Below are 19,355 nucleotides of genomic sequence, written 5' to 3'. Positions count from 1 at the left end.
TCCTTCAAAAATCAGTTGCTAACGGCGAATGCGGCGCCGAACTCCTTCAGCGTTTCGTTGCGCTTGCCATAGACTTCCTTGGCGTCGACCGGCAGGATTTTGAGATCGCCGATCAGTGGACGATTGGCCGAAATATCCGTGCGCGACGGCATCAGATAGGTGTCGGCAACCATTTTCTGGCCTTCATCGGACAGCATGTAATCGACGAACTGCTTGGCCTCGTCCTGGTTCTTCGACCATTTGAGGATCATGGCCGGGCGTGGTGCGATCACGGTACCGGATGCCGGGAAAATGACGTCGATGGATTCACCCTTGGCCTTGCCGGCAAGCGAGATGTAATCGACTGCGCCGAACACTGCTGCCTTCGCACCCTGGAGGACAGGGTTCAAAGCTTCTGCATTGGCACCGGCGACAGCGGCGCCGTTTTCATGCAGGTTCTTGAACAGGTCCCAGCCCTGCTGTGCCTGAAGGGCAGCGACGAGCTCGAAGGTCGCGCCCGACTGTGCCGGGTCCGGCAGGTTGACCAGATCCTTGTATTCAGGCTTGGCGAGATCCGCCCATTCGGCGGGCTTCGGCGTCTTGCTGGCAGGGTTCCAAGCGATACCGAGGGCAGAGACGCCCTGCGCAACCGCCGTTTCATTCTTGAGAAAATCCGGCACTTTCTCGGCGTTCGGGCTGGTATAGGCGACTAGCCAGTCGCGCTTGGCGAAATCGGTTGCCGTATCCCACGATGCGGAAATCAGAACGTCGACGACCGGATTGGCAGCTTCCGCTTCGATGCGGGCCATGACCTTGCCGGTGGTTGCCTGAAAGACATTGACCTTTGTGCCGGTCTTGGTGGTGAAGCCCGCTGCCAGCTTTTCAATCAGGCTGCCGGGGCCTGCCGAATAAACCGTGATGTCCGCATAGGCAGCCGTGCTGGTGAGCAAAGCAGTAACAAGCGCAAGCCCCGCGCCGAGAATGGATTTCTTCATCTGTGCCTCCTGAGATGTTACCTGATGTGATGGTCTTATTTTGAGAACCAGCGAAGCTGGCTGGCATCGACCGAAATACCGACCGGAACGCCGGGTGAAAGGCGGATGCTGTCGAGATAGGTCAGTTCGTGACCGTCCTGCTGTGAGCCGATGCGCACCGTGGTCAAATGACCATCACCGCGAAATTGCGAGCGCAGGACTGTCGCCGGAATTGAAGCTTCATGGACGGGAACGCTACGAACCGAGCGTGACGGCAACAACACATGCGTTGCATGTCCCGCGATGGAGCCATGGGCGATGTGGATTTCGGTGCGCGCAATCCGGTAGGCATTGTCGAGGTGTTCTACAGGCACCACGCAGCCAAGCCGTAGAAAATCGGCGACCTCCGGTGTCGTCGGTTCTGCGACAAGCGCTTCGGGTGCGGCGAGCTGTTCGATCACACCGGCACGCATGACGGCTACCTGATCGGCAAGCGAGAACGCTTCGCTCTGGTCGTGCGTGACATAGATTGCAGTCAGTCCCAGATTGGCGACAAGCTGCCCGATCTCTGTGACCATGTTTTCGCGCAGCTCGCGATCGAGATTGGAAAGCGGTTCATCGAACAATACCAGTCCCGGTTCGGCGACTATAGCGCGGGCAATGGCGACGCGCTGCTGCTGGCCACCCGACATATCGCTGATGGCGCGATCACCGAAGCCGGTCAGGCCGACACGATCGAGTGCGGAGGCAACCCGCTTCTCGCGCTCAGCGCGACCGAGCCCGCGCATCTCAAGTGGGAATGATACATTGCCGAAAACAGTCATATGCGGCCAGAGCGCATAATCCTGAAACACCATGCCGAGATGGCGCTTCTCAGGCGGAATGAAGGTTCTGGTCGAGGCATCTGCGACGGTGACGCCGTTGATCGTGATCGAGCCCTTCGTTGGGGCGAGAAGACCAGCCACGAGACGGAGCAGCGTTGTCTTGCCGCAACCGGATGGTCCGAGCAGGGCGAGCGTCTGTCCCTTCGGCAGTGAAAGATCGATATTCTTCAATATGGTGGCCGGACCATAGGCCAGATTCAGCCCCTCGGCCTGAACGGCGATATCCGCTTTAATATTCGAGGAATGCAACATTTTCCCACAATCCAAATCGATTGGGAGCTTCTATTCCGATTGCATGACAGTGGGATGACGCTGCGGAAGCCTGCGTTGTTTGCGGTTCTGAACCAATCGCCATCACATCGGTTTGTCTCTTCATGCAACAAAGGAAGGGAAGACGATGAGATTTGGAAAGCTTGCTCTTGGTCTGACAGGGCTGGCGGTGGGATATGCGCTGACGCGGGCAAGCTCGCCGCAGATTCCACAGGGTATCGTGCCGGTAAAACCCTTCGATCTCACGCGCTATCTGGGCCGTTGGTACGAGGTCGGGCGCCTTGAAAATCGTTTCGAGCGCGGCCTGACCCGAACGACGGCGGAATATTCATTGGACCCCGATCAAACCGTCAAAGTGGTCAATCGCGGCTTCGATCCCTGGAAGGGACGCTGGACGCAAGCTACAGGAACCGCCCGCTTTGTGCGATCTGCCGATGAAGGCGCGTTGAAAGTATCCTTCTTCGGTCCCTTCTACGGTGGCTATAATATCATTGATATCGATGAAGAGGGCTATCAGTGGTCTATCATCGTCGGTTCGACGCGAAGCTATTTCTGGGTGCTTTCGCGCGAGCCTGACGCGGGCGAGGAACTAAAGGCACGTGCGGTCGCGCAGGCGTTGCTGCTGGGGATCAATCCCGACACTATTTTATGGGTGCCGCAATAAGCGCGAAGACCCCGCAGCGAAAGGCCCGCCGGAGCGGGCCTTTCGGTTCTGATCTATGCCCCGTAAGGCACCCAGATATTCTTCACCTGAATGGCACGGCGCAGATAGTCGCGGCCTTGCCCTTCGGTCTTGTTGAGCCAGTTTGGCAGACGGCCATTATTGACCCAGGTTGCTTTGAGATTGCCAGCCGACGCTTTCTCCACCATGGCGCTGCCGTCGCGCGAACCGAAATACCAGAGTGCGGCAACATCATCGTGCTCGGCAAGTGTCTTCGTCAGAAGGTCGCGCTCGCCGGTGACGATATTGATCACGCCGCCCGGCACATCGGAGGTGTCGAGCACCTGATAGAAATCGCCTGCGATCAGCGGATGACGGCTCGAAGGCACAACCACGGTCCGGTTACCCATCGCAATGGCAGGCAAAACCAGAGAGACGAGTGAGAGAAGCGGCGCTTCGTCAGGGCAGACGATGCCCATGACGCCCCATGGTTCGTTCATCGCCAGTGTCACATGGCGCGACTTGGTGGAATGAACTGCTCCATCGAACTTGTCGGCCTGCGCGGCGTAATAGAAAATGCAGCGCAATGCAGCTTCGAATTCTTCTGCGGCCTTTTTCTCGCTGATACTGGTACTTTCGATCAGTCGCGCGACGAAATCCGCACGGCGCGCATCGAGGTTTTCGCCGAGATAATAGAGCACTTGCGCCCGGTTATGCGCCGTCGCGGCACCCCAGCTTCCAGCTTTGCTCGCTGCTTCCACCGCGTTGCGAATGTCCTTGCGGCTGCCGATACCCGCCTGGCCGATGACCGCACCGCTCTTGCCGATGACCGAATAGCTGTAGCCACCATCGGGACGGGCCTGCTTGCCGCCGATATAGTTCTTCATCGTCCGGTCGATACCGTCGATGGTGATTGTGTCATTCCCGGAAGGTGAGGCCGACGGCACGAAAGCTTCCGCAATCTTGGCCGAGGAAAGCGCTTTTTCCCAATCGGAAACGAGATATTCGTACATGCCTTCGCGTGCACCCTCGCGACCGAAACCGCTCTCGCGGTAGCCACCGAAGCCTGCGCCTGCATCCAGCATGTTTGTGCAGTTGATCCAGACGACGCCGGCCTTCACCCGCGCAGCAAGATCGAGTGCGACATTGATGTTTTCGGACCAGATCGAAGCGGCCAATCCGTAACGTGTGTTGTTGGCGAGCGTGACGGCTTCGTCCGGTGTGCGGAAGGTTGTCGCCGCCGCAATCGGTCCGAAGATTTCCACCTGACAGACGGTTGATGCCTGATCCACTTCGGTGAAGAAGCCGGGCGCGATGTAATTGCCCTTTGCGGGTAGCGGGTTCGGCGTCTGCCAGAGCTCGCCGCCTTCCTCAATGCCCTTCTGGATCAGATCGGAAATGCGCTTCACCTGACCGGGTGAAACAATGGCGCCGACATCGGTGGATTTGTCGAGCGGATCGCCAACACGCAAGCTTTCGAGACGCTTTCTGAGCTTGGCATAGAAGCGGTCGGCAATGCCTTCCTGCACGAGCAGGCGCGAGCCTGCGCAACAGACTTCGCCCTGATTGAACCAGATGGCATCGACCACGCCTTCGACGGCGGCATCGAGATCGGCATCTTCGAAGACGATGAAGGGCGACTTGCCACCCAGTTCCAGCGACAGCTTTTTGCCCGATCCGGCAATCTGCTCGCGGATAATACGACCAACCTGCGTGGAGCCGGTGAAGGCGACCTTGTCCACGCCGTCGTGACCGCAGATTTCCGCACCCGTGGTGCCATCGCCCTGCACGATGTTGACGACACCGGCGGGCAGGCCGACCTCATGACAGATTTCAGCAAAGGCAATGGCTGAAAGCGGTGTCAGATCGGCAGGCTTCAAAACGACTGTGTTGCCGGCAGCCAAAGCAGGCGCGATTTTCCAGGCAAGCATGAGAAGCGGGAAATTCCACGGAATGACCTGACCGCAGACGCCAACCGGCGAAAAGCTCTTGAATTCATCTTCCACCATCTCGGCCCAGCCTGCGTGGTGATAGAAGTGACGGGTGGCGAGCGGAATGTCGATATCGCGGGTTTCGCGGATCGATTTACCATTGTCCATGGTTTCCAGCACGGCCAGAAAGCGCTCGCGCTTCTGAATGTGGCGCGCGATGGCATAGAGATATTTGGCGCGCTCATAGCCAGACAGTTTGGACCATTTGCCGAAGGCAGCGCGGGCGGCTTTCACCGCCTGATCGACATCTTCCGCATTGCCGCAGATGATTTCAGCGAGCTTGTCATTATTGGCCGGATTGGCAACCGCAATCGTCTTGCGGCCTTCCGGTTTGACAAAAATGCCGTTGATATAGTGGCCGAAAGAGCGGCCATGCTGTTCCAGCCACAGGTTCACATCGCCGTTTGCTTCGGGGGAAGGTCCATATTCCATGGTCTTCAGGATGTCCTTGATGGGTCGCATATTTGTATTCCTTACGAGCATTTCCAGCAAAAGTGCGAAGCGGTTTTGCGTAGGAGAATGCGAAATTCCAAGTTTAAGCAGCGGCGTGACGGTTGGCGGCGGAGTAGCGTCCGGTCACGAAGTGCTCCAATTGCCGTTCGACATCGCCGAGAAGCGAGCTTGCGCCGATGCGGAAAAGATCGGGCTCCAGCCAGCGATTACCGAGCTCTTCTTTCATGAGGCTGAGCCAGGTGAGCGCATCCTTGGCCGTCTTGAGGCCGCCCGCAGGTTTGAAGCCGACACTTTGACCGGACAGCTCGCCATAATCGCGCAGTGCTCGCACCATGGTCAGGCTCACCGGCAAAGTGGCGTTGACGTCTTCCTTGCCCGTCGAGGTCTTGATGAAATCGGCGCCTGCCTGCATCGCCACCATCGAGGCGCGATAAACATTGGTCAGCGTGTTGAGGTCGCCAGTGGCGAGGATCGCCTTCATATGCGCTTCACCGCACGCTTCACGCATGGCGGCAATCTCGTCGTAGAGGGCCGACCAGTTCTGCGTCAGCACATGCTCGCGGGTAATCACAATGTCGATTTCATGCGCACCCTGTTCGACGGCATAGGTGATTTCTGCAAGGCGAAGTGGCAGCGGCGTCAGTCCGGCGGGAAAGCCCGTCGCAACAGAGGCGACCGGAATGCCGGAGCCCTCGAGCGCCTTCACGGCATGCGGCACCATGGTGGGATAAACGCAGACAGCGCCGGTGGTAATGCCCGCATCTGCAAGGCCCAGCGCTTCCAGAATATCCTCGCGCACCGGACGACGTGCCTTGGCGCAGAGCCTGCGGACGCGCCCCGCCGTGTCGTCGCCTGCGAGCGTCGTCAGGTCGATGCACTGGATGGCACGGATGAGCCACGCAGCCTGATATTCCTTTTTCACCGAACGGCGGGCGCTGATTGTGGCGGAGCGGCGCTCGGAAGCGCTGCGATTGACGGACACGTCCTCAAACCATTCCGGCTTGAGCGGTGTCCCGTTATTGCGGGGGAGGGCTTCGGTCATTTCATTGTCCGTTCATAAGTTCAGATGCGTTCAGGCGCATTCGATCGTGGGAGCGTGATCGCGGCAGAACGTTTCGAATTCTTCCCAACTGGCATAGGCTTTCTGCGTGCCGGGCCGGGTGATGGAATGGGCCGCATAAAGTGCAGCTTTGCGAAGCGAGGCCTCCACATTGCCGGTTTCTGCGTAAAAGCGGGCGAACGAACCGATAAAGGCATCGCCTGCGCCGGTTGTGTCTTTTGGCGTGACCTTGACCGGCGGGATATTGACAATTTCGTTTGCCGTAATCATGCGCGCGCCGCGTCCGCCGAGCGTGACGATGACGGTGCGGATGCCGCGCGCGATGAGCGAACGCGCCGCGGTGACGATTTCATCGTCCGTGCCGGTTGGCAGACCGGAGAGGATCGCCAGCTCGCTTTCGTTGGGCACGAGAAAGGTCACCTGCCGGATCAATTCGGGATCAAGATCAGCGGCGGCAGGCGCAGGGTTCAAAATGGTTTCGATGCCGTTTTCAGCCGCAAATGCGATGGTGTGATAGACGGTCTCAACCGGAACCTCCATCTGCATCAGGATAAGGCCGCAAGCTTTCAGATCGTCGGCAGCCTTATCGACTTCGGCAGGCAGAAGATCGGCATTGGCGCCCTTGACGATCAGGATCGAGTTTTCACCCGATGGTTCGACAAAGATTGGCGCAACGCCGCTCGATTTGCCGGGAACCTGGCGCACATGGCGCGTATCGACGCCGAACTCATTCAGGTTGCGGATGGTATTGTCCGCGAAAATATCGTCACCCACCCGCGTGACCATCATCACATCTGCGCCAAGGCGCGCGGCAGCCACGGCCTGATTGGCACCCTTGCCGCCGCAGCCGATTTCAAATGTCGGCGCTTCCAGCGTTTCACCGGGGCCGGGCATACGGTTCACATAGGTGATGAGGTCCACCATGTTGGAGCCGACCACTCCGATCTTTCTGGTCATGAGATGTTCCTTTGAAATTTCAGAGTGCCTTGATCGAGGCTGCAAATTCTTCGGCGGCTGCGGTATCGAGATAACCGACGCGCACGGGGAAAACGGCGCGTTCACCCGATGCCAGCACCTGCACATTGTTCTTGGCCTTTTCCGCCAGATAGCCTTCCGGCTCGCAGGTCGAGGGCAGGGCAAAGGCTGCAACCTGAGCGTCCCCGTTCACGAGAATCCAGCGCACGGTCTTGGGGAAAATGTCAGTCGAATAGGAAATGCCAAACCCGTCGCCTTCGGGAAGCTGCATCATCAGATGCGTGTTGCCGCCCGTGTCTTTCGGCAGTCCGCGAATATAGAAGACCTGTTCGGGGTCGTAACGCTTCGGTTCGTCCAGCACTTCCATCGCGGCTGGATCGGAGGCCAGTTCGTCGATCAGCGACAGGTAATCATCATTGGGCGTAACGTGACCGGGAACGGCAGTGCGCACCTGCACATGATCCGGTGTGTAGGGCACCGGCTGTACGATCTGCGCACCTTCCGCATAGGCGAAATTGACGTGGCACATATACATCAGCTCCATCGGAGCGGATGAAAGGTTCTCGACGTCCATGGTGATATCGAACAATGTTTCATCGGCGTGGAGCCGCACATTCGGTCGTGCCAGATAATGCGCGCCGAAGCCCATCACATATTCATATTCACCGGTGATTTCCACGAAGGCGCCGCGCTCGTCATGGCCGAACAGAAGCCCGGCCTTGTCCATCTTCGCACAGGCCATTTCTCCATGCAGAAGATGATTGTCCTGAGGCGAAGGACAGCCATTGCGCAGGATGCCGCTGTGGAAAGCAAAGCAGCCATAGGTCTCGACGATGGTGGTTGCCGGGCGCGGCATGGAGAAGCTGTTGCCCATGGTCAGGTCGACGCCGTCGAACTCCGCGCCCCAGATCATCTGCCCCATGAATGGCAGTACGATGATGTTGCCGCGTTCGTTCTCGACCAGCAGAGCCTCGATACCGCTTGGATAGCGAAAGGCCGTGACGCTGAGACCATAAGTATTGGCGACCACATGCGGCTGTTGGACAAAATCCTGACGGCGAAGATGAAATTCGATGTCCTGCATAAGAGGTCACCTGCCCTGATTGCGCGATGCGTTGATCGCGATGACGAGAATGAGGAAAGCACCCCAGATGAAATCGATGAGGTGGTTGGAGAACCGCATCATCTGGAAGCCGGACGAAAGCAGCATCAGAGCGATCAGCGCGATTGCGATGCCCAGCACACGTCCCTTTCCGCCTGCCGGATTGGTGCCGCCGAGAACGGCGATCAGCACGGCTTGCAGCAGATAGGATGCGCCGTAGTCCGACTTGGCTGCGTTGGTGCGTCCAGACAGGATGATCCCGGCTATGGAAGCAAGCACGCCGGTGAGCATGTAGGAATAGAGGATCATGCGATCCTTGCGGATACCGGCAAAGACGGCTGCACGCGGATTGGTGCCGATCAGCATGAGATTGATGCCGAGCGTCGTGCGTGTCAGGAGAATTGCCACGACGATACAAACTGCGATGAACAGCAGAAAGGGTGTGGCGATGCCGAACATCTTGCCGTTGCCGACCCAGTTCCACGCGTCGGGAAAACCGACGATGGCCGGTCCACCGGTCAGAACAAGGGCCAGCCCCATCAAGACTTGTCCGGTGCCGAGTGTGGCGAGGATCGGCGTGATGCGCAGCTTGGCGATCAGCAGGCCGTTGACCAGCCCCGCTACCAGTCCGATCAGCAAGGCGAGCAATATGCCAATGATGGTATAGAACAGCATTCCCGAGCCGGAAGCCTGTGCTGCCTGCACCATGGAGGAGTGGAAATAAACCCCGGCGACGATGCCTGCCAGATTGGCGATGCCGACCACCGAAAGGTCGATGCCGCCCGTTAGCATGGCAATCATCATGGCGACGGAGAGGATGCCCAGCTCCGGCATGATGTAGCTGATGGATTCGAAGTTGTAATAGCGCAGGAACTTGTCCGGGTTCATCCAGGTCATCAGCGCAAAGACCAGCACAGTGATGACGATGAGCTGGATGATGTTGTTGTCTCCGCCAAGGATGCGGCGCATGTCGAAAGACTGTTTCATGTCGCGTTTTCCCTTCAGGCGATGCTTTTGCGGTCGCGCCATGCGGTGATGGCTGTGGCGACGATGATGATGAGACCCACCACGACGCGCTGCCATGTGGTGTCCACCTTCATGATGATGAGCGAGTTCTTGACCATGACGAGCATGAAGACACCCATCAACGTGCCGAGAACGGTGCCGCGTCCGCCAAAGATCGACGCGCCGCCCAGAACCACGGCTGCGATCACGTCCAGCTCCAGCCCGACGAAATCGCGCGGATTGGCAAGCCAGATCATCGAGGAATGCAGAAGGCCCGCGAAGCCTGCGAGCGCCCCTGCCACGCAATAGACGAAGAAGATCGTGCGGCGGGTGTTGAAGCCGACGCGCTTTGCCGCTTCCGGCGAGCCGCCATAGGCATAAACGCTGCGTCCGATCATCGTATAGTTGAGGGTCAGGTGGATCAGCAGCGCCAGCGCCAGATAGACCAGGAACATTGCGGTCAGCCCGAACGCCGTGCCGGAGGCCGATGTCAGCGAGATCACATCCGTCTTGCCGAATTCGATCAGTTCCTTCGGCATCTTGTTGATGTTGACGGTGCTGGTGCCGACAAGGCCCAGCACGAGCCCGCGCACGATGGAGCCTGTGCCGAGCGTCACGATCAGCGGGATCATCTTGAAGCGATGGATGATGAAACCGTTGAAAGCGCCAAGCAGCAGGCCGATCAGCGTTGCCGCCACAAACGGAATGAGCACGCCGTCATAGCCGAGATAGACCATGGCGCGGACGGTCAGATACATGGCTGCGATGGCAAAGGCGGTGAAAGAGACGTCGATGCCGCCGGAAATCATCACCAGCAGGACACCAAGCGCCATGATGCCGATCACGACATTGGAGCGAAGAAGGCCGAAGATATTGTCCAGCGACCAGAACGCCGGATTGATGAGGCCGATAATAACCATCGCCGCGAACAGCACACAGGCAATGATGAATTCGGTACTGCGGAAAAACTTCATGGGCCGGTTCCTCAATTCAGCGTCTTGAGCCGGTCATTGACGGCATCTTCGGTCATGGCTTCACCGGAAAGTTCGTCGACGAAACGTCCGCGATGCATCACCAGCACACGATTGCAGTTCTGCACCAGCTCGGGCACATCGTCGGAGATCATCAGAACAGCGAGCCCTTCATCGCGGGCGAGCTTGCGGATGATATTGTGGATCTGCGCCTTGGAGCCGACATCGACACCGACAGTCGGCCCGTTGAGGATCAGCACTTTCGCGCCTGTCAAAAGCCAGCGTGCCAGCACCACACGCTGCGCGTTGCCGCCCGACAGGTGATTGACCGGCGTATGCGGGCCGGGGGCGACGATGTGCAGTGCCGAGAACATGTCGCGGGTGGTGGCATCGGCTTGTCTGCGGTCGATGAAAAGACCACGCACGAATTTCTCGATCGATGTGACGATGATGTTGCGCTCGATTGATTGCGTGAGGAACAGACCTTCCGTCAGGCGGTCTTCCGGCACATAGGCGACGCCGCAGGCGATCCCCTCCTGAACTGTTTTCGGATGAACTTGCCTGCCATCGATACGAACAGTGCCGGTGAATTGCGGCTTCATGCCGAAGAGTGCCAGCGCCAGTTCCGTGCGGCCTGAGCCGATCAGCCCGGATATGCCGACGATCTCGCCCGCGTTGAGAGTGAGGCTGGCATTTTCCACCGAACCCGGAACAGAAAGGTTTGTGATTTCGAGGGTCGGATTGGTTGAAGCGCCTTCACGCGGGGTCCAGTGATAATGGTCCGACGTGAGTTCCTGACCGGTCATGGCGCGAGTGATTGACGGTTCGTCGAAATCGGAAATCGGGCCTTCAGCAACCTTTTTGCCATTGCGGAAGACGGTCAGTCTTTCGCTGATTTCCAGCATTTCGCGCATCTTGTGGCTGACGAAGAGCACCGCAATGCCCTGTGCCTGAATATCGCGCACGATCTTGAACAGCGCATCGACCTCATGCCGCGTCAGTGCGGTGGTTGGTTCGTCCATGATGATGAGGCGGGCGTCAGCCATGACGGCGCGCGCAATCGCCACGATCTGCTTGCCCGATGTCGGCAGGCTGTCCACATCCGCATCGAGGTCCATGCTGACGCCAAGTCGGTCCAGCGCCTTTTGCGCCAATTCGCGCACGCGCTTCCAGTCGACGCTTTTGCGGCCTTCAATGAGGAAAGTATTGATTGCCAGATTTTCGGCAACGGTCAGGTTCCCGAACAAAGAGAAGTCCTGATAGATCACCTGAATGCCGTGATGAACCGATTTGACGGGGTTGAGCTTGCCGACGGATTTGCCGTCGATCAGTATCTCGCCGTCTTCCGGCGTGTAGACGCCCGACATGACCTTGATGATGGTGGATTTGCCGGAGCCGTTTTCGCCCGCGAGACAGTGGATTTCACCGGGCTTGATGGCGAAGGAAACATCGTCCAGCGCCCTGACACCGCCGAAGCGTTTTCCGATATGGCGCAGTTCGATCAGGTTTTCACTCATGGGAAGGCCTCGTGCAAGGCTGGAATGCAATTTGCCGGATGGGAGGAGCATGAAGCTCCTCCCATCGAACATCCATGGATATTAGAAGTCGTACTTATCCATGTTTTCCTTGGTCACGCCGACCCAACCGGCACCATAGAGCAGGTTCGGTTTGGCAGCGTCCGGTGCCAGCAGGCTTTCATAGCCAGGCAGGCCCAGATTGAGACCGGCCTTGATCTGGTCGTTCTTCTTTTCAAGTGCGGCGACGGCCAGCATGTTCATGGCGTAGCCTGCAACGGCAGGGTCCCAGAACTGGATGTACTGAATGTCGTCGTTCTTCAGATATTCGCCAGCGACCGAGACGAGGCCCGTGCCAGCGAAGAAGACCTTGCCCTTCAGGCCGCCTTCGGCGATCAGGCGTCCGGCACCGGCAGAGGTCGGCATCGGCGCGCCGAGAATGCCCTTGATGTCCGGATAGGCGGTCATCGCTTCCTTGAGCTTGTTATAGTCGGTGTTGGCATCGTCATAGGTTTCGAGACGACCGGTTGCTTCCGACATTTCCGGGAAGTTGGCCTTCTGGTATTCGACGGCACCGTCGATCCATTCCATCTGCGACTTGGAAGTCAGGCTGCCGACGGTCGTGACATATTTGCCTTTGCCACCCATCGACTTGCCGAGTTCCTTCATGAGGTTCGCGCCGTAGGCCTTGTTGTCGAAGGCTTCGATATCAAAATCGACGTTCTGAATGTTGGATGCTTCGTGGCTGATGACGACGATGCCGCGTTCACGCGCCTTCTTCAGAACCGGTTCCACCGCTTCAACCGAGAACGGCACGATAGCAATAGCGTCAACACCCTGCGCAATCAGGTTTTCAACGATCTGCACCTGTGCCGCGGCATCCGCCTGACTCGGACCAACCATCCAGACGTCATTGCCGGTGTCGGCCTTGAATTGGTCGACGCCATCACGCATACGGTCGAACCAGGCAATGCCGTCCACCTTCACAACGGTTGCGATGGTGTATTTCTTGTCATTGGCAGTGGTAATCAGTTCCTTGTTGATCTTCGACGTATCAACGACGCCTTCCGCGAAAGCGTGCGGAACGGCAACGGACATGGCAATCGCCACGGATGCTAGAAATTTTTTCACCGGTATTTCCTCCCTGGGAATTCTTTGGCCCTCTGCCCTTGATGGCTCGGACAAACACAATTGTTGCTACGCCGACGCATCTCAGGAACGGTGAGTGCGTCGGCGTTCTCCTCCATGCCCGGCTTCCCGGCCGGGCGAAAATTCGATCTGTTTTCCCGCCTGTCTGACGTCCTCGAAGAATGGAATTCTGTTCGAGGCGCGCAAAACCCTGTTGTCATATCCTCCCAACAATGCGAATTATAATGTTACAATCCGATCATTATGTTTGGATCGTTTCACATTTATGTTCAGCCTGTCAAGATCGGATGATCGCATTGCGTGAAATGTGACGGACGTATAAACGGGGTGAGCGGACCGCAAGGAATGGGGACAGCGTGAGCAGAATCAGCCGGAAGGAAGAGCGGATAGCCGAACTGGCGGCGCTGGTCGATGAAGTCGGCGTGCTTCGCCTGCGCGATGCGGCAGCGCGTCTTGGCGTTTCTGAAATGACGATCCGCCGCGATATCGGCAGCGATGGCGGGATGCTGAATTGTTTGGGTGGTTACATTATCCCCACGCAAGACGGTGTGAATGGCGATTATGTCTTTGATTTTGAAAAAGACAGTCATGCCAATGCCAAGGCGCAGGCCTGTGCCGCAGCCGCAGCGCTGATCGAACCCTATGATACGGTTTTCATCGATTGCGGCACGACGATGCCGCACCTTGCTCATCGCATCCCGCAGAACCAGCACATTACGGTTGTCTGCTACGCTCTCAACATTGCAGAAATCCTGTCGCAGCGCAGCGATGTCCGCCTCATCGTTCTGGGTGGGCTCTATCACCCGGAAGCGGCATCGTTTTCTGGGGACGAGGGGATTGACGTCCTGAAGCGCGTCAACATCAACAAGGCTTTTCTGTCGGCTGGCGGCATCGATGAGCAGCACGGGGTCACCTGCTCGCACTTCCATGAAGTGCCGATCAAGCAGATGGCAATGCAGCGCGCCGTCGAGAAACATCTCGTCATCGACAAGAGCAAATACGGCAAGGTAAGAGCCGCGCGTTTTGCAGGCACGGCTGATTTCACGTCGATCGTGTCGGGCTAGAGCGCATCCCGAAAAGTGTGAAACGGTTTTCGGATAAGATGTGCGTTAATACAAAAATAGCTCAATTTTTCCGCTTCAACAGGCCTTCCAGAAACGTCCTGAACGCCTTGACGGCTCGCTTTGACGTGGCTTCGGGATCGTCCGAATTGGCAATCCATTGCGCGGCGCTGCTGCTCGCTGCATTGATCAGTCGCGCGGCGGCTTCCGAGTCGATATCGACGATGATACCTTCTTCACGCAAGGCATCGAGGCTTGTGGCTATCGTGCGGATACAGCCATTGGCGCTTGGCCAGCTCGAAGGATCGCCGAACACTGCCGGCCCGTCGCGAAACATGATCCGCTGGATTTCCGGTTCAAGCGCCATCTCGATATAGGCCGCATTCTCGTCGACAAAACCCTGCCAGCGGTCGGGTGCCCTCGCAGAAATCGTGCATAGTCTCGCGGCCATTTCGCAATCGATCTCGTTGATCACGGCCTGTAGAAGTCCCTTCTTGTCACCGAAATGGTGATAGAGCGCGCCGCGTGTCAGCCCGGCGGAGGCGGTAAAATCATCCATCGAAGCCTCGGCATAACCAACAGTCCCGAAAGCCTTGCGGCCCGCAGCCATCAGCTTCGTCCTTGTTTCGGCAATCATTTCGCTTCGCGGCTTACGCATCATGGTTCCTTTTATTTGCATACGCTTCGTATATTAGTTGACATACGCCGCGTATCAATTATTTAATTAACATACGGACCGTATGCAAGTGATGTAATTCTCCCTTTCAAGGACCCACTCCGATGTCCAATCCATATAGAGAAATTTTCAGCGCCCCAGGCGCTATCGGCTTTTCGGCGGCTGCGTTCTTCGCCCGTCTACCCTTTGCGATGGCGCCGGTCGGCATCGTGGCCATGCTTGCGCAGACTCATGGTCAATATTGGCTTGCGGGAGCGGTTTCGGCCACTTTCGCACTGACGAATGCATTCATATCGCCGCAAATATCGCGGCTGGTCGATCGTTACGGGCAAAGCCGCATCGTCATGCCTGCCACAATCGTTTCGGTGATAGCGTTCGCCCTTCTGATTGCGGCAACAAATCAGGGCTGGGCGAACTGGACATTGTTCGTCTCGGCATTCTTTGCTGGTGTCATGCCCAGCATCCCGGCAATGGTGCGGGCACGATGGACGGAAATTTTCCGCAACCGTCCCGAACTGAATACCGCTTTCGCGTTCGAGTCGGCTGCAGACGAACTCGTCTATATTTCAGGTGCTTCCCTTTCCGTGGCTTTGGCGGTTTCGTTGTTTCCCGAAGCGGGGATGCTTATCAGCACGGCTTTCCTGGCGGTGGGCACGACCGCCTTCCTTTTGCAGCGTTCCAGTGAACCGCCGGTTCGTGTGCTCGATCAGAATGGCCCGCAACGCTCCGCAATCTGGTCGCGTCCCGTTCAGATCATCACGCTGGCACTTATCTTCGTCGGCTCCACTTTTGCGACAGCCGAAGTCAGTGCCGTGGCGATCACAAGCGAGCTTGGTCAGCCCGGCGCCGCCAGCCTTGTGATCGGCGTCTACGCGATCGGTTCGTTCCTTGTCGGGATAACGCTTGGAGCACTGGCGCTTCGGATGCCTCTGCAGCGCCAGTTGATGATTGCCGTCAGCGTGCTGGCACTGACTGCCTTGCCGCTACCTTTTGCCGGTACGTCGACCATGCTTCTTGCAACGGCGGTGTTCGTCAGCGGTGTTGCGATTTCGCCGACATTCATCACGGCCTTCGGCCTGATCGAACGCCGCGTCCCCGAGACGATGCTGACCGAAGGTATTACCTGGGTCATGACAGGCATCGGCATCGGAATGGCGTTTGGCGCGTTCGTTGCTGGCTGGGTGGTCGACAATTTTGGTGCCGCAAACGGCTTCTGGGTTTCGGTCGTGGCCAGCCTCAGCGCCGCAGTAGTTGTCGCGCTTGGTCAGGCGAGCCTGTCCGGTGCGCGGGACGCCGTCGAATGCAATGCGCTATGCGCTGTAGAAGCGGCGGAATGATTGTGGGGCGAGCGGGCTTTGCCCGCTCTTCAATCTCCGTAGATACGGTCTTCCAGCGGGGTGGAGGCAATCAACGCCTTCAGTCCGGCCAGCATGGCCTTTTCGGCCTTGTTGAGATTGGTTTCCGGATTATGGATCAGGAAAACATCGATAGCCGGCGGGTTATCGTAGGGCGGCAGGCGCCAGAGAACACCGTCATCGATCTCGCGCCGCGCGACATGCAGCGGAAGCGGGCCGATACCAAGCCCGGTGATGATCATCCGGCGCACTTCTTCAAGGCTCGACGAGGTGCCGACGACATCCGGCGAAAGCCGCGCCTCGCTGCGCAGCAGGGCCACAGGGCGCAGCGCGTCGGCAATATGATCGGTCTGGAACGATACCGATGGTTCTCCCTTCAGATCGGCAAGCGTCAGCCCCGACTGGCCGAACATGCGGTGGCGGGGTCCGCAGAAAAAGCCGAAGAACTCCCGGTAGACCATGGTGTAGTCCAGCGCCGGGTCGCGATTGCTCACCAGACCAAGCCCGAACGAGGTGCGCTTTTCCCGCACCAGCCGGGCGACTTCGGTGCTGGCGGATACGTTGATCGTCAGTGTTGCGCGGGGATGCTGTTCGTGAAAAAGCGCAAGCGCCTGATCGAAAACGGGCGAAACAATGTGGCTGGCGACTGAAATGGTGACATGGCCAGTCACATCGTCACCGACGCCGCGCACCAATTGCGGCAATTGCGAAATGGCGCCGAAGACTTCGATGCTCTGTTCATAGAGCAGTTTGCCAACTTCGGTGAGCTCAAAATGCGTGGCGTCACGCTCCACCAGTCGCTGGCCGATGCGATCTTCCAGCCGCCGCAGCGCATTGCTCACACTTGGCTGTTTGAGGTTGAGGCGCTCGGCGGCGCGGGTGATGCTTTTCACTTCGGCGATCACCACGAAACTACGCAGAAGATTCCAGTCCAGATCCCAGACAAGACGCTCGGGGCGGTGCAGCGACATGGCTTTATCCATTCATAAAATCTATGCAATCTATTCCCATTATCTATTTGCGAAATGCATCCATAAAAGCAATCATGAAAATTGAGGGCCATAAAAAAGGCCTCAAGAAAAACAATCAAGAGGAAGTCGGGAACAGCATGTTTAACAAATTCACGGGTTTCATTGCCGCTGCGGCAATTGCCGCCACAGCAGTTTTTGCGATTGCGCCCGCACAGGCGGATGATCTTGAAAAGATCAAGGCATCGGGCGAACTGAAGATCGCCATGAGCGGCCAGTACCCGCCGTTCAATTTCGTCAACGAGAAGAACGAAGTCGTGGGCTTCGACGCTTCCATCGGTTCGGCGATTGCCGAGCGTATGCAGTTGAAGCCGCAGCTCATCACCACGGCCTGGGATGGCATCGTTGCCGGTCTTCGGGCGGGCAAGTTCGATACGGTCGTCGGTTCCATGACGATCACGCCGGAACGCGAGAAGGCCGTGGACTTCGTGGGGCCGTATTATCATGCGGGCCGCGCGGTTTTCGTGAAAGAGGATTCGCCCGTTCAGAAGCTGGATGACCTCAAGGACAAGACCTTGGGCGTGACGCTTGGTGAAACCCATGAGAAGTGGGCGCGCGAGCAGGGCGGCTGGACCATTCGCACCTATAAGGGCTTGCCGGAACTTATGCTCGAACTGAATTCGGGTCGTGTTGACGCCATCGTTGTCGACAACATTCCGGTCATGGTGGCAATCAAGGAAACCGGCCAGAAGGTCCGCAAGCTCGATACGCCGGACATTGAAGGCGGCAGCGTCGCCATCGGCATCGCCATCCGCAAGAACAATCCGGAGCTGAAGGCTGCCATGCAGAAAGCTCTCGATGAGATCATGGCCGACGGCACCTACGAGAAGATCTCGATGCAATGGGTCGGCAGCGACATTCGCTGATACGTCATCCCGGCCCGGCATATGTCCGGGCCGGTTGAGAACCGATTGACCGGAGTTTTCCGATGGATTTTGCGTTGATGCAGCGCGTCCTCCCGTTTTTTCTGGAGGCGGCATGGGTAACTGTGCAAATTTCTGCGCTGGCCCTCATCCTGGGCCTTGCGGTGGCTGCAACACTTGTGGCGGCGCGCCTGTCCCGCTCCCCCATTTGGCGGGGATTTGCGATCGCCTATGTCAGCGTCTTTCGCGGTACACCCTGCCTTGTCCAGCTCTTCATTCTCTATTTCGGTGGTCCGCAGATCGGCATCAATCTGGAACCGTTTGCCGCTGGCGTCATCGGGCTTGGGTTGAATATCGGCGCCTATATGTCGGAATCGATCCGCGGCGCGATCCAGAGCGTGGACCGCGGCCAGACGGAGGCGGCTCGTTCCATCGGCTTCGGGCGCGGCCAGACCATGCGGCTCGTCGTACTGCCGCAGGCGGCTCGCCTGATGATCCGTCCGCTCGGTGTCAACGCTATTGCCCTTTTGAAAGGCTCGGCGCTGGTCTCCACCATTTCGGTGGTTGAACTGACCTATACGGCACAGCGTTTCATCGGTTCGACCTACAAGCCGTTCGAGATATTCGGCGTCGCCGCCGTTCTCTACATGATCATCATCTATGTCATGGCGCGCGGGGTCGATTTTCTCGACAAACGCTTCGCGGCGCAGTGAGGGGGGACTGGATGCAGGCTCTCGATTTCAGCATCGTCACTCCCTATACGGATCTGCTTTTGACCGGACTGTGGTGGACGCTTGTTCTGACCGTTGCATCGGCGTTCTTAAGCTTCGTATTCGGCATCGCATTTGCGCTGGTGGTGCTTTATGCGCCTGCCATACTCGCCTGGCCGGTACGGTTTTTCATGTGGCTGTTCATGGGAACGCCGCTTCTGCTGCAACTGTTCCTGATCTATTTCGGGCTGGTGCAGATCGGCATCAATATTCCCGCTCTTGGTGCTGGCATTATCGGCCTTAGCCTGCACTTTGCCGTCTATAATGCCGATATCATCCGGGCAGGTATCGTGGCGGTCGATCCGGGTCAGATGGAAGGCGCCCGTTCCATCGGTTTCAGCCACGGTCAGGCTTTGCGCTACATCGTCATCCCGCAGGCGATCCGCAACACGATCCCGCCCATCGGCAACAACATGATCGTTCTTCTGAAGGATACGTCGCTGGTTTCGATCATCGGCATTGCCGAGTTGGTGCATAGCGCCCAGCTTGCCATCAGCGAAACCTTCAGCCCATTCGAATTCTATATCACCGTCGCGGCCATCTATTACGTGGTCAATCTCGTCCTTGAGGCCGGTTTGCGACGCATTGAAAGAAAAGTGGAGGTTACGCGATGA

At 57.8% G+C, this 19,355-nt stretch carries 18 protein-coding genes; 6 read left to right on the top strand and 12 right to left on the bottom strand.

Annotated features, from left to right (window positions below; genetic code table 11):
* Positions 1-11: 11 nt before the first annotated feature.
* Positions 12-974, bottom strand: a complete 963-nt coding sequence (locus ACYSN1_RS13705) for an ABC transporter substrate-binding protein (protein WP_461726186.1) — start codon at positions 972-974, stop codon at positions 12-14.
* A 35-nt stretch (positions 975-1,009) separates the two neighbouring features.
* The gene (locus ACYSN1_RS13700; protein WP_461726185.1) at positions 1,010-2,089 is read right to left on the bottom strand and encodes an ABC transporter ATP-binding protein; all 1,080 of its coding nucleotides are present in this window, start codon (positions 2,087-2,089) and stop codon (positions 1,010-1,012) included.
* A gap of 145 nt (positions 2,090-2,234) precedes the next feature.
* Here ACYSN1_RS13700 and ACYSN1_RS13695 point away from each other — a divergent pair, with 145 nt between their 5' ends.
* Positions 2,235-2,771 (top strand): lipocalin family protein, encoded by a 537-nt coding sequence (locus ACYSN1_RS13695; protein WP_461726184.1) that lies wholly within the window; start codon positions 2,235-2,237, stop codon positions 2,769-2,771.
* A gap of 53 nt (positions 2,772-2,824) precedes the next feature.
* Here ACYSN1_RS13695 and ACYSN1_RS13690 read toward each other — a convergent pair whose 3' ends face one another.
* The 8 genes from ACYSN1_RS13690 to ACYSN1_RS13655 form a co-directional block, all read right to left on the bottom strand.
* Entirely contained in the window at positions 2,825-5,221 is a 2,397-nt protein-coding gene (locus ACYSN1_RS13690) for an aldehyde dehydrogenase family protein (RefSeq protein ID WP_461726183.1), read from the bottom strand.
* 73 nt (positions 5,222-5,294) lie between these two features.
* Positions 5,295-6,254, bottom strand: coding sequence for a deoxyribose-phosphate aldolase (deoC, locus tag ACYSN1_RS13685; protein ID WP_461726182.1), 960 nt, complete (start codon positions 6,252-6,254; stop codon positions 5,295-5,297).
* 30 nt (positions 6,255-6,284) lie between these two features.
* Entirely contained in the window at positions 6,285-7,229 is a 945-nt protein-coding gene (rbsK, locus tag ACYSN1_RS13680) for a ribokinase (protein WP_461726181.1), read from the bottom strand.
* 19 nt (positions 7,230-7,248) lie between these two features.
* Positions 7,249-8,331 carry an aldose 1-epimerase family protein gene (locus ACYSN1_RS13675; protein ID WP_461726180.1) on the bottom strand — a complete coding sequence of 361 codons (1,083 nt, stop codon included), beginning with the start codon at positions 8,329-8,331 and terminating at the stop codon, positions 7,249-7,251.
* Positions 8,332-8,337: 6 nt separating this feature from the next.
* Entirely contained in the window at positions 8,338-9,336 is a 999-nt protein-coding gene (locus ACYSN1_RS13670; protein ID WP_461726179.1) for an ABC transporter permease, read from the bottom strand.
* Positions 9,337-9,350: 14 nt separating this feature from the next.
* Positions 9,351-10,328, bottom strand: coding sequence for an ABC transporter permease (locus ACYSN1_RS13665; RefSeq protein ID WP_461726178.1), 978 nt, complete (start codon positions 10,326-10,328; stop codon positions 9,351-9,353).
* An 11-nt stretch (positions 10,329-10,339) separates the two neighbouring features.
* Positions 10,340-11,842, bottom strand: coding sequence for a sugar ABC transporter ATP-binding protein (locus ACYSN1_RS13660; protein ID WP_461726177.1), 1,503 nt, complete (start codon positions 11,840-11,842; stop codon positions 10,340-10,342).
* 81 nt (positions 11,843-11,923) lie between these two features.
* The gene (locus ACYSN1_RS13655; RefSeq protein WP_461726176.1) at positions 11,924-12,970 is read right to left on the bottom strand and encodes a substrate-binding domain-containing protein; all 1,047 of its coding nucleotides are present in this window, start codon (positions 12,968-12,970) and stop codon (positions 11,924-11,926) included.
* 374 nt (positions 12,971-13,344) lie between these two features.
* On the opposite strand from ACYSN1_RS13655, the gene ACYSN1_RS13650 reads away from it, so the two are divergent.
* The gene (locus tag ACYSN1_RS13650) at positions 13,345-14,052 is read left to right on the top strand and encodes a DeoR/GlpR family DNA-binding transcription regulator (protein ID WP_461726175.1); all 708 of its coding nucleotides are present in this window, start codon (positions 13,345-13,347) and stop codon (positions 14,050-14,052) included.
* Positions 14,053-14,113: 61 nt separating this feature from the next.
* Here ACYSN1_RS13650 and ACYSN1_RS13645 read toward each other — a convergent pair whose 3' ends face one another.
* Positions 14,114-14,707 (bottom strand): TetR/AcrR family transcriptional regulator, encoded by a 594-nt coding sequence (locus ACYSN1_RS13645; RefSeq protein WP_461726174.1) that lies wholly within the window; start codon positions 14,705-14,707, stop codon positions 14,114-14,116.
* A gap of 122 nt (positions 14,708-14,829) precedes the next feature.
* On the opposite strand from ACYSN1_RS13645, the gene ACYSN1_RS13640 reads away from it, so the two are divergent.
* Positions 14,830-16,062 (top strand): MFS transporter, encoded by a 1,233-nt coding sequence (locus tag ACYSN1_RS13640; protein ID WP_461726173.1) that lies wholly within the window; start codon positions 14,830-14,832, stop codon positions 16,060-16,062.
* Between the two features lie 29 nt (positions 16,063-16,091).
* Here the strand turns inward: ACYSN1_RS13640 and ACYSN1_RS13635 are convergent, their stop codons facing one another.
* Complete coding sequence (locus tag ACYSN1_RS13635; RefSeq protein WP_461726172.1) at positions 16,092-17,051, bottom strand: LysR family transcriptional regulator; 960 nt, start codon at positions 17,049-17,051, stop codon at positions 16,092-16,094.
* Between the two features lie 137 nt (positions 17,052-17,188).
* Here ACYSN1_RS13635 and ACYSN1_RS13630 point away from each other — a divergent pair, with 137 nt between their 5' ends.
* From ACYSN1_RS13630 to ACYSN1_RS13620, 3 genes are all read left to right on the top strand, one after another.
* Complete coding sequence (locus ACYSN1_RS13630; RefSeq protein ID WP_461726171.1) at positions 17,189-17,974, top strand: ABC transporter substrate-binding protein; 786 nt, start codon at positions 17,189-17,191, stop codon at positions 17,972-17,974.
* A gap of 62 nt (positions 17,975-18,036) precedes the next feature.
* Entirely contained in the window at positions 18,037-18,684 is a 648-nt protein-coding gene (locus tag ACYSN1_RS13625) for an amino acid ABC transporter permease (protein WP_461726170.1), read from the top strand.
* 11 nt (positions 18,685-18,695) lie between these two features.
* Positions 18,696-19,355 (top strand): amino acid ABC transporter permease, encoded by a 660-nt coding sequence (locus tag ACYSN1_RS13620; RefSeq protein ID WP_461726169.1) that lies wholly within the window; start codon positions 18,696-18,698, stop codon positions 19,353-19,355.

The organism is Brucella sp. LJL56 (assembly GCF_054871705.1).
This window is presented reverse-complemented; position numbering and strand designations above follow the sequence as displayed.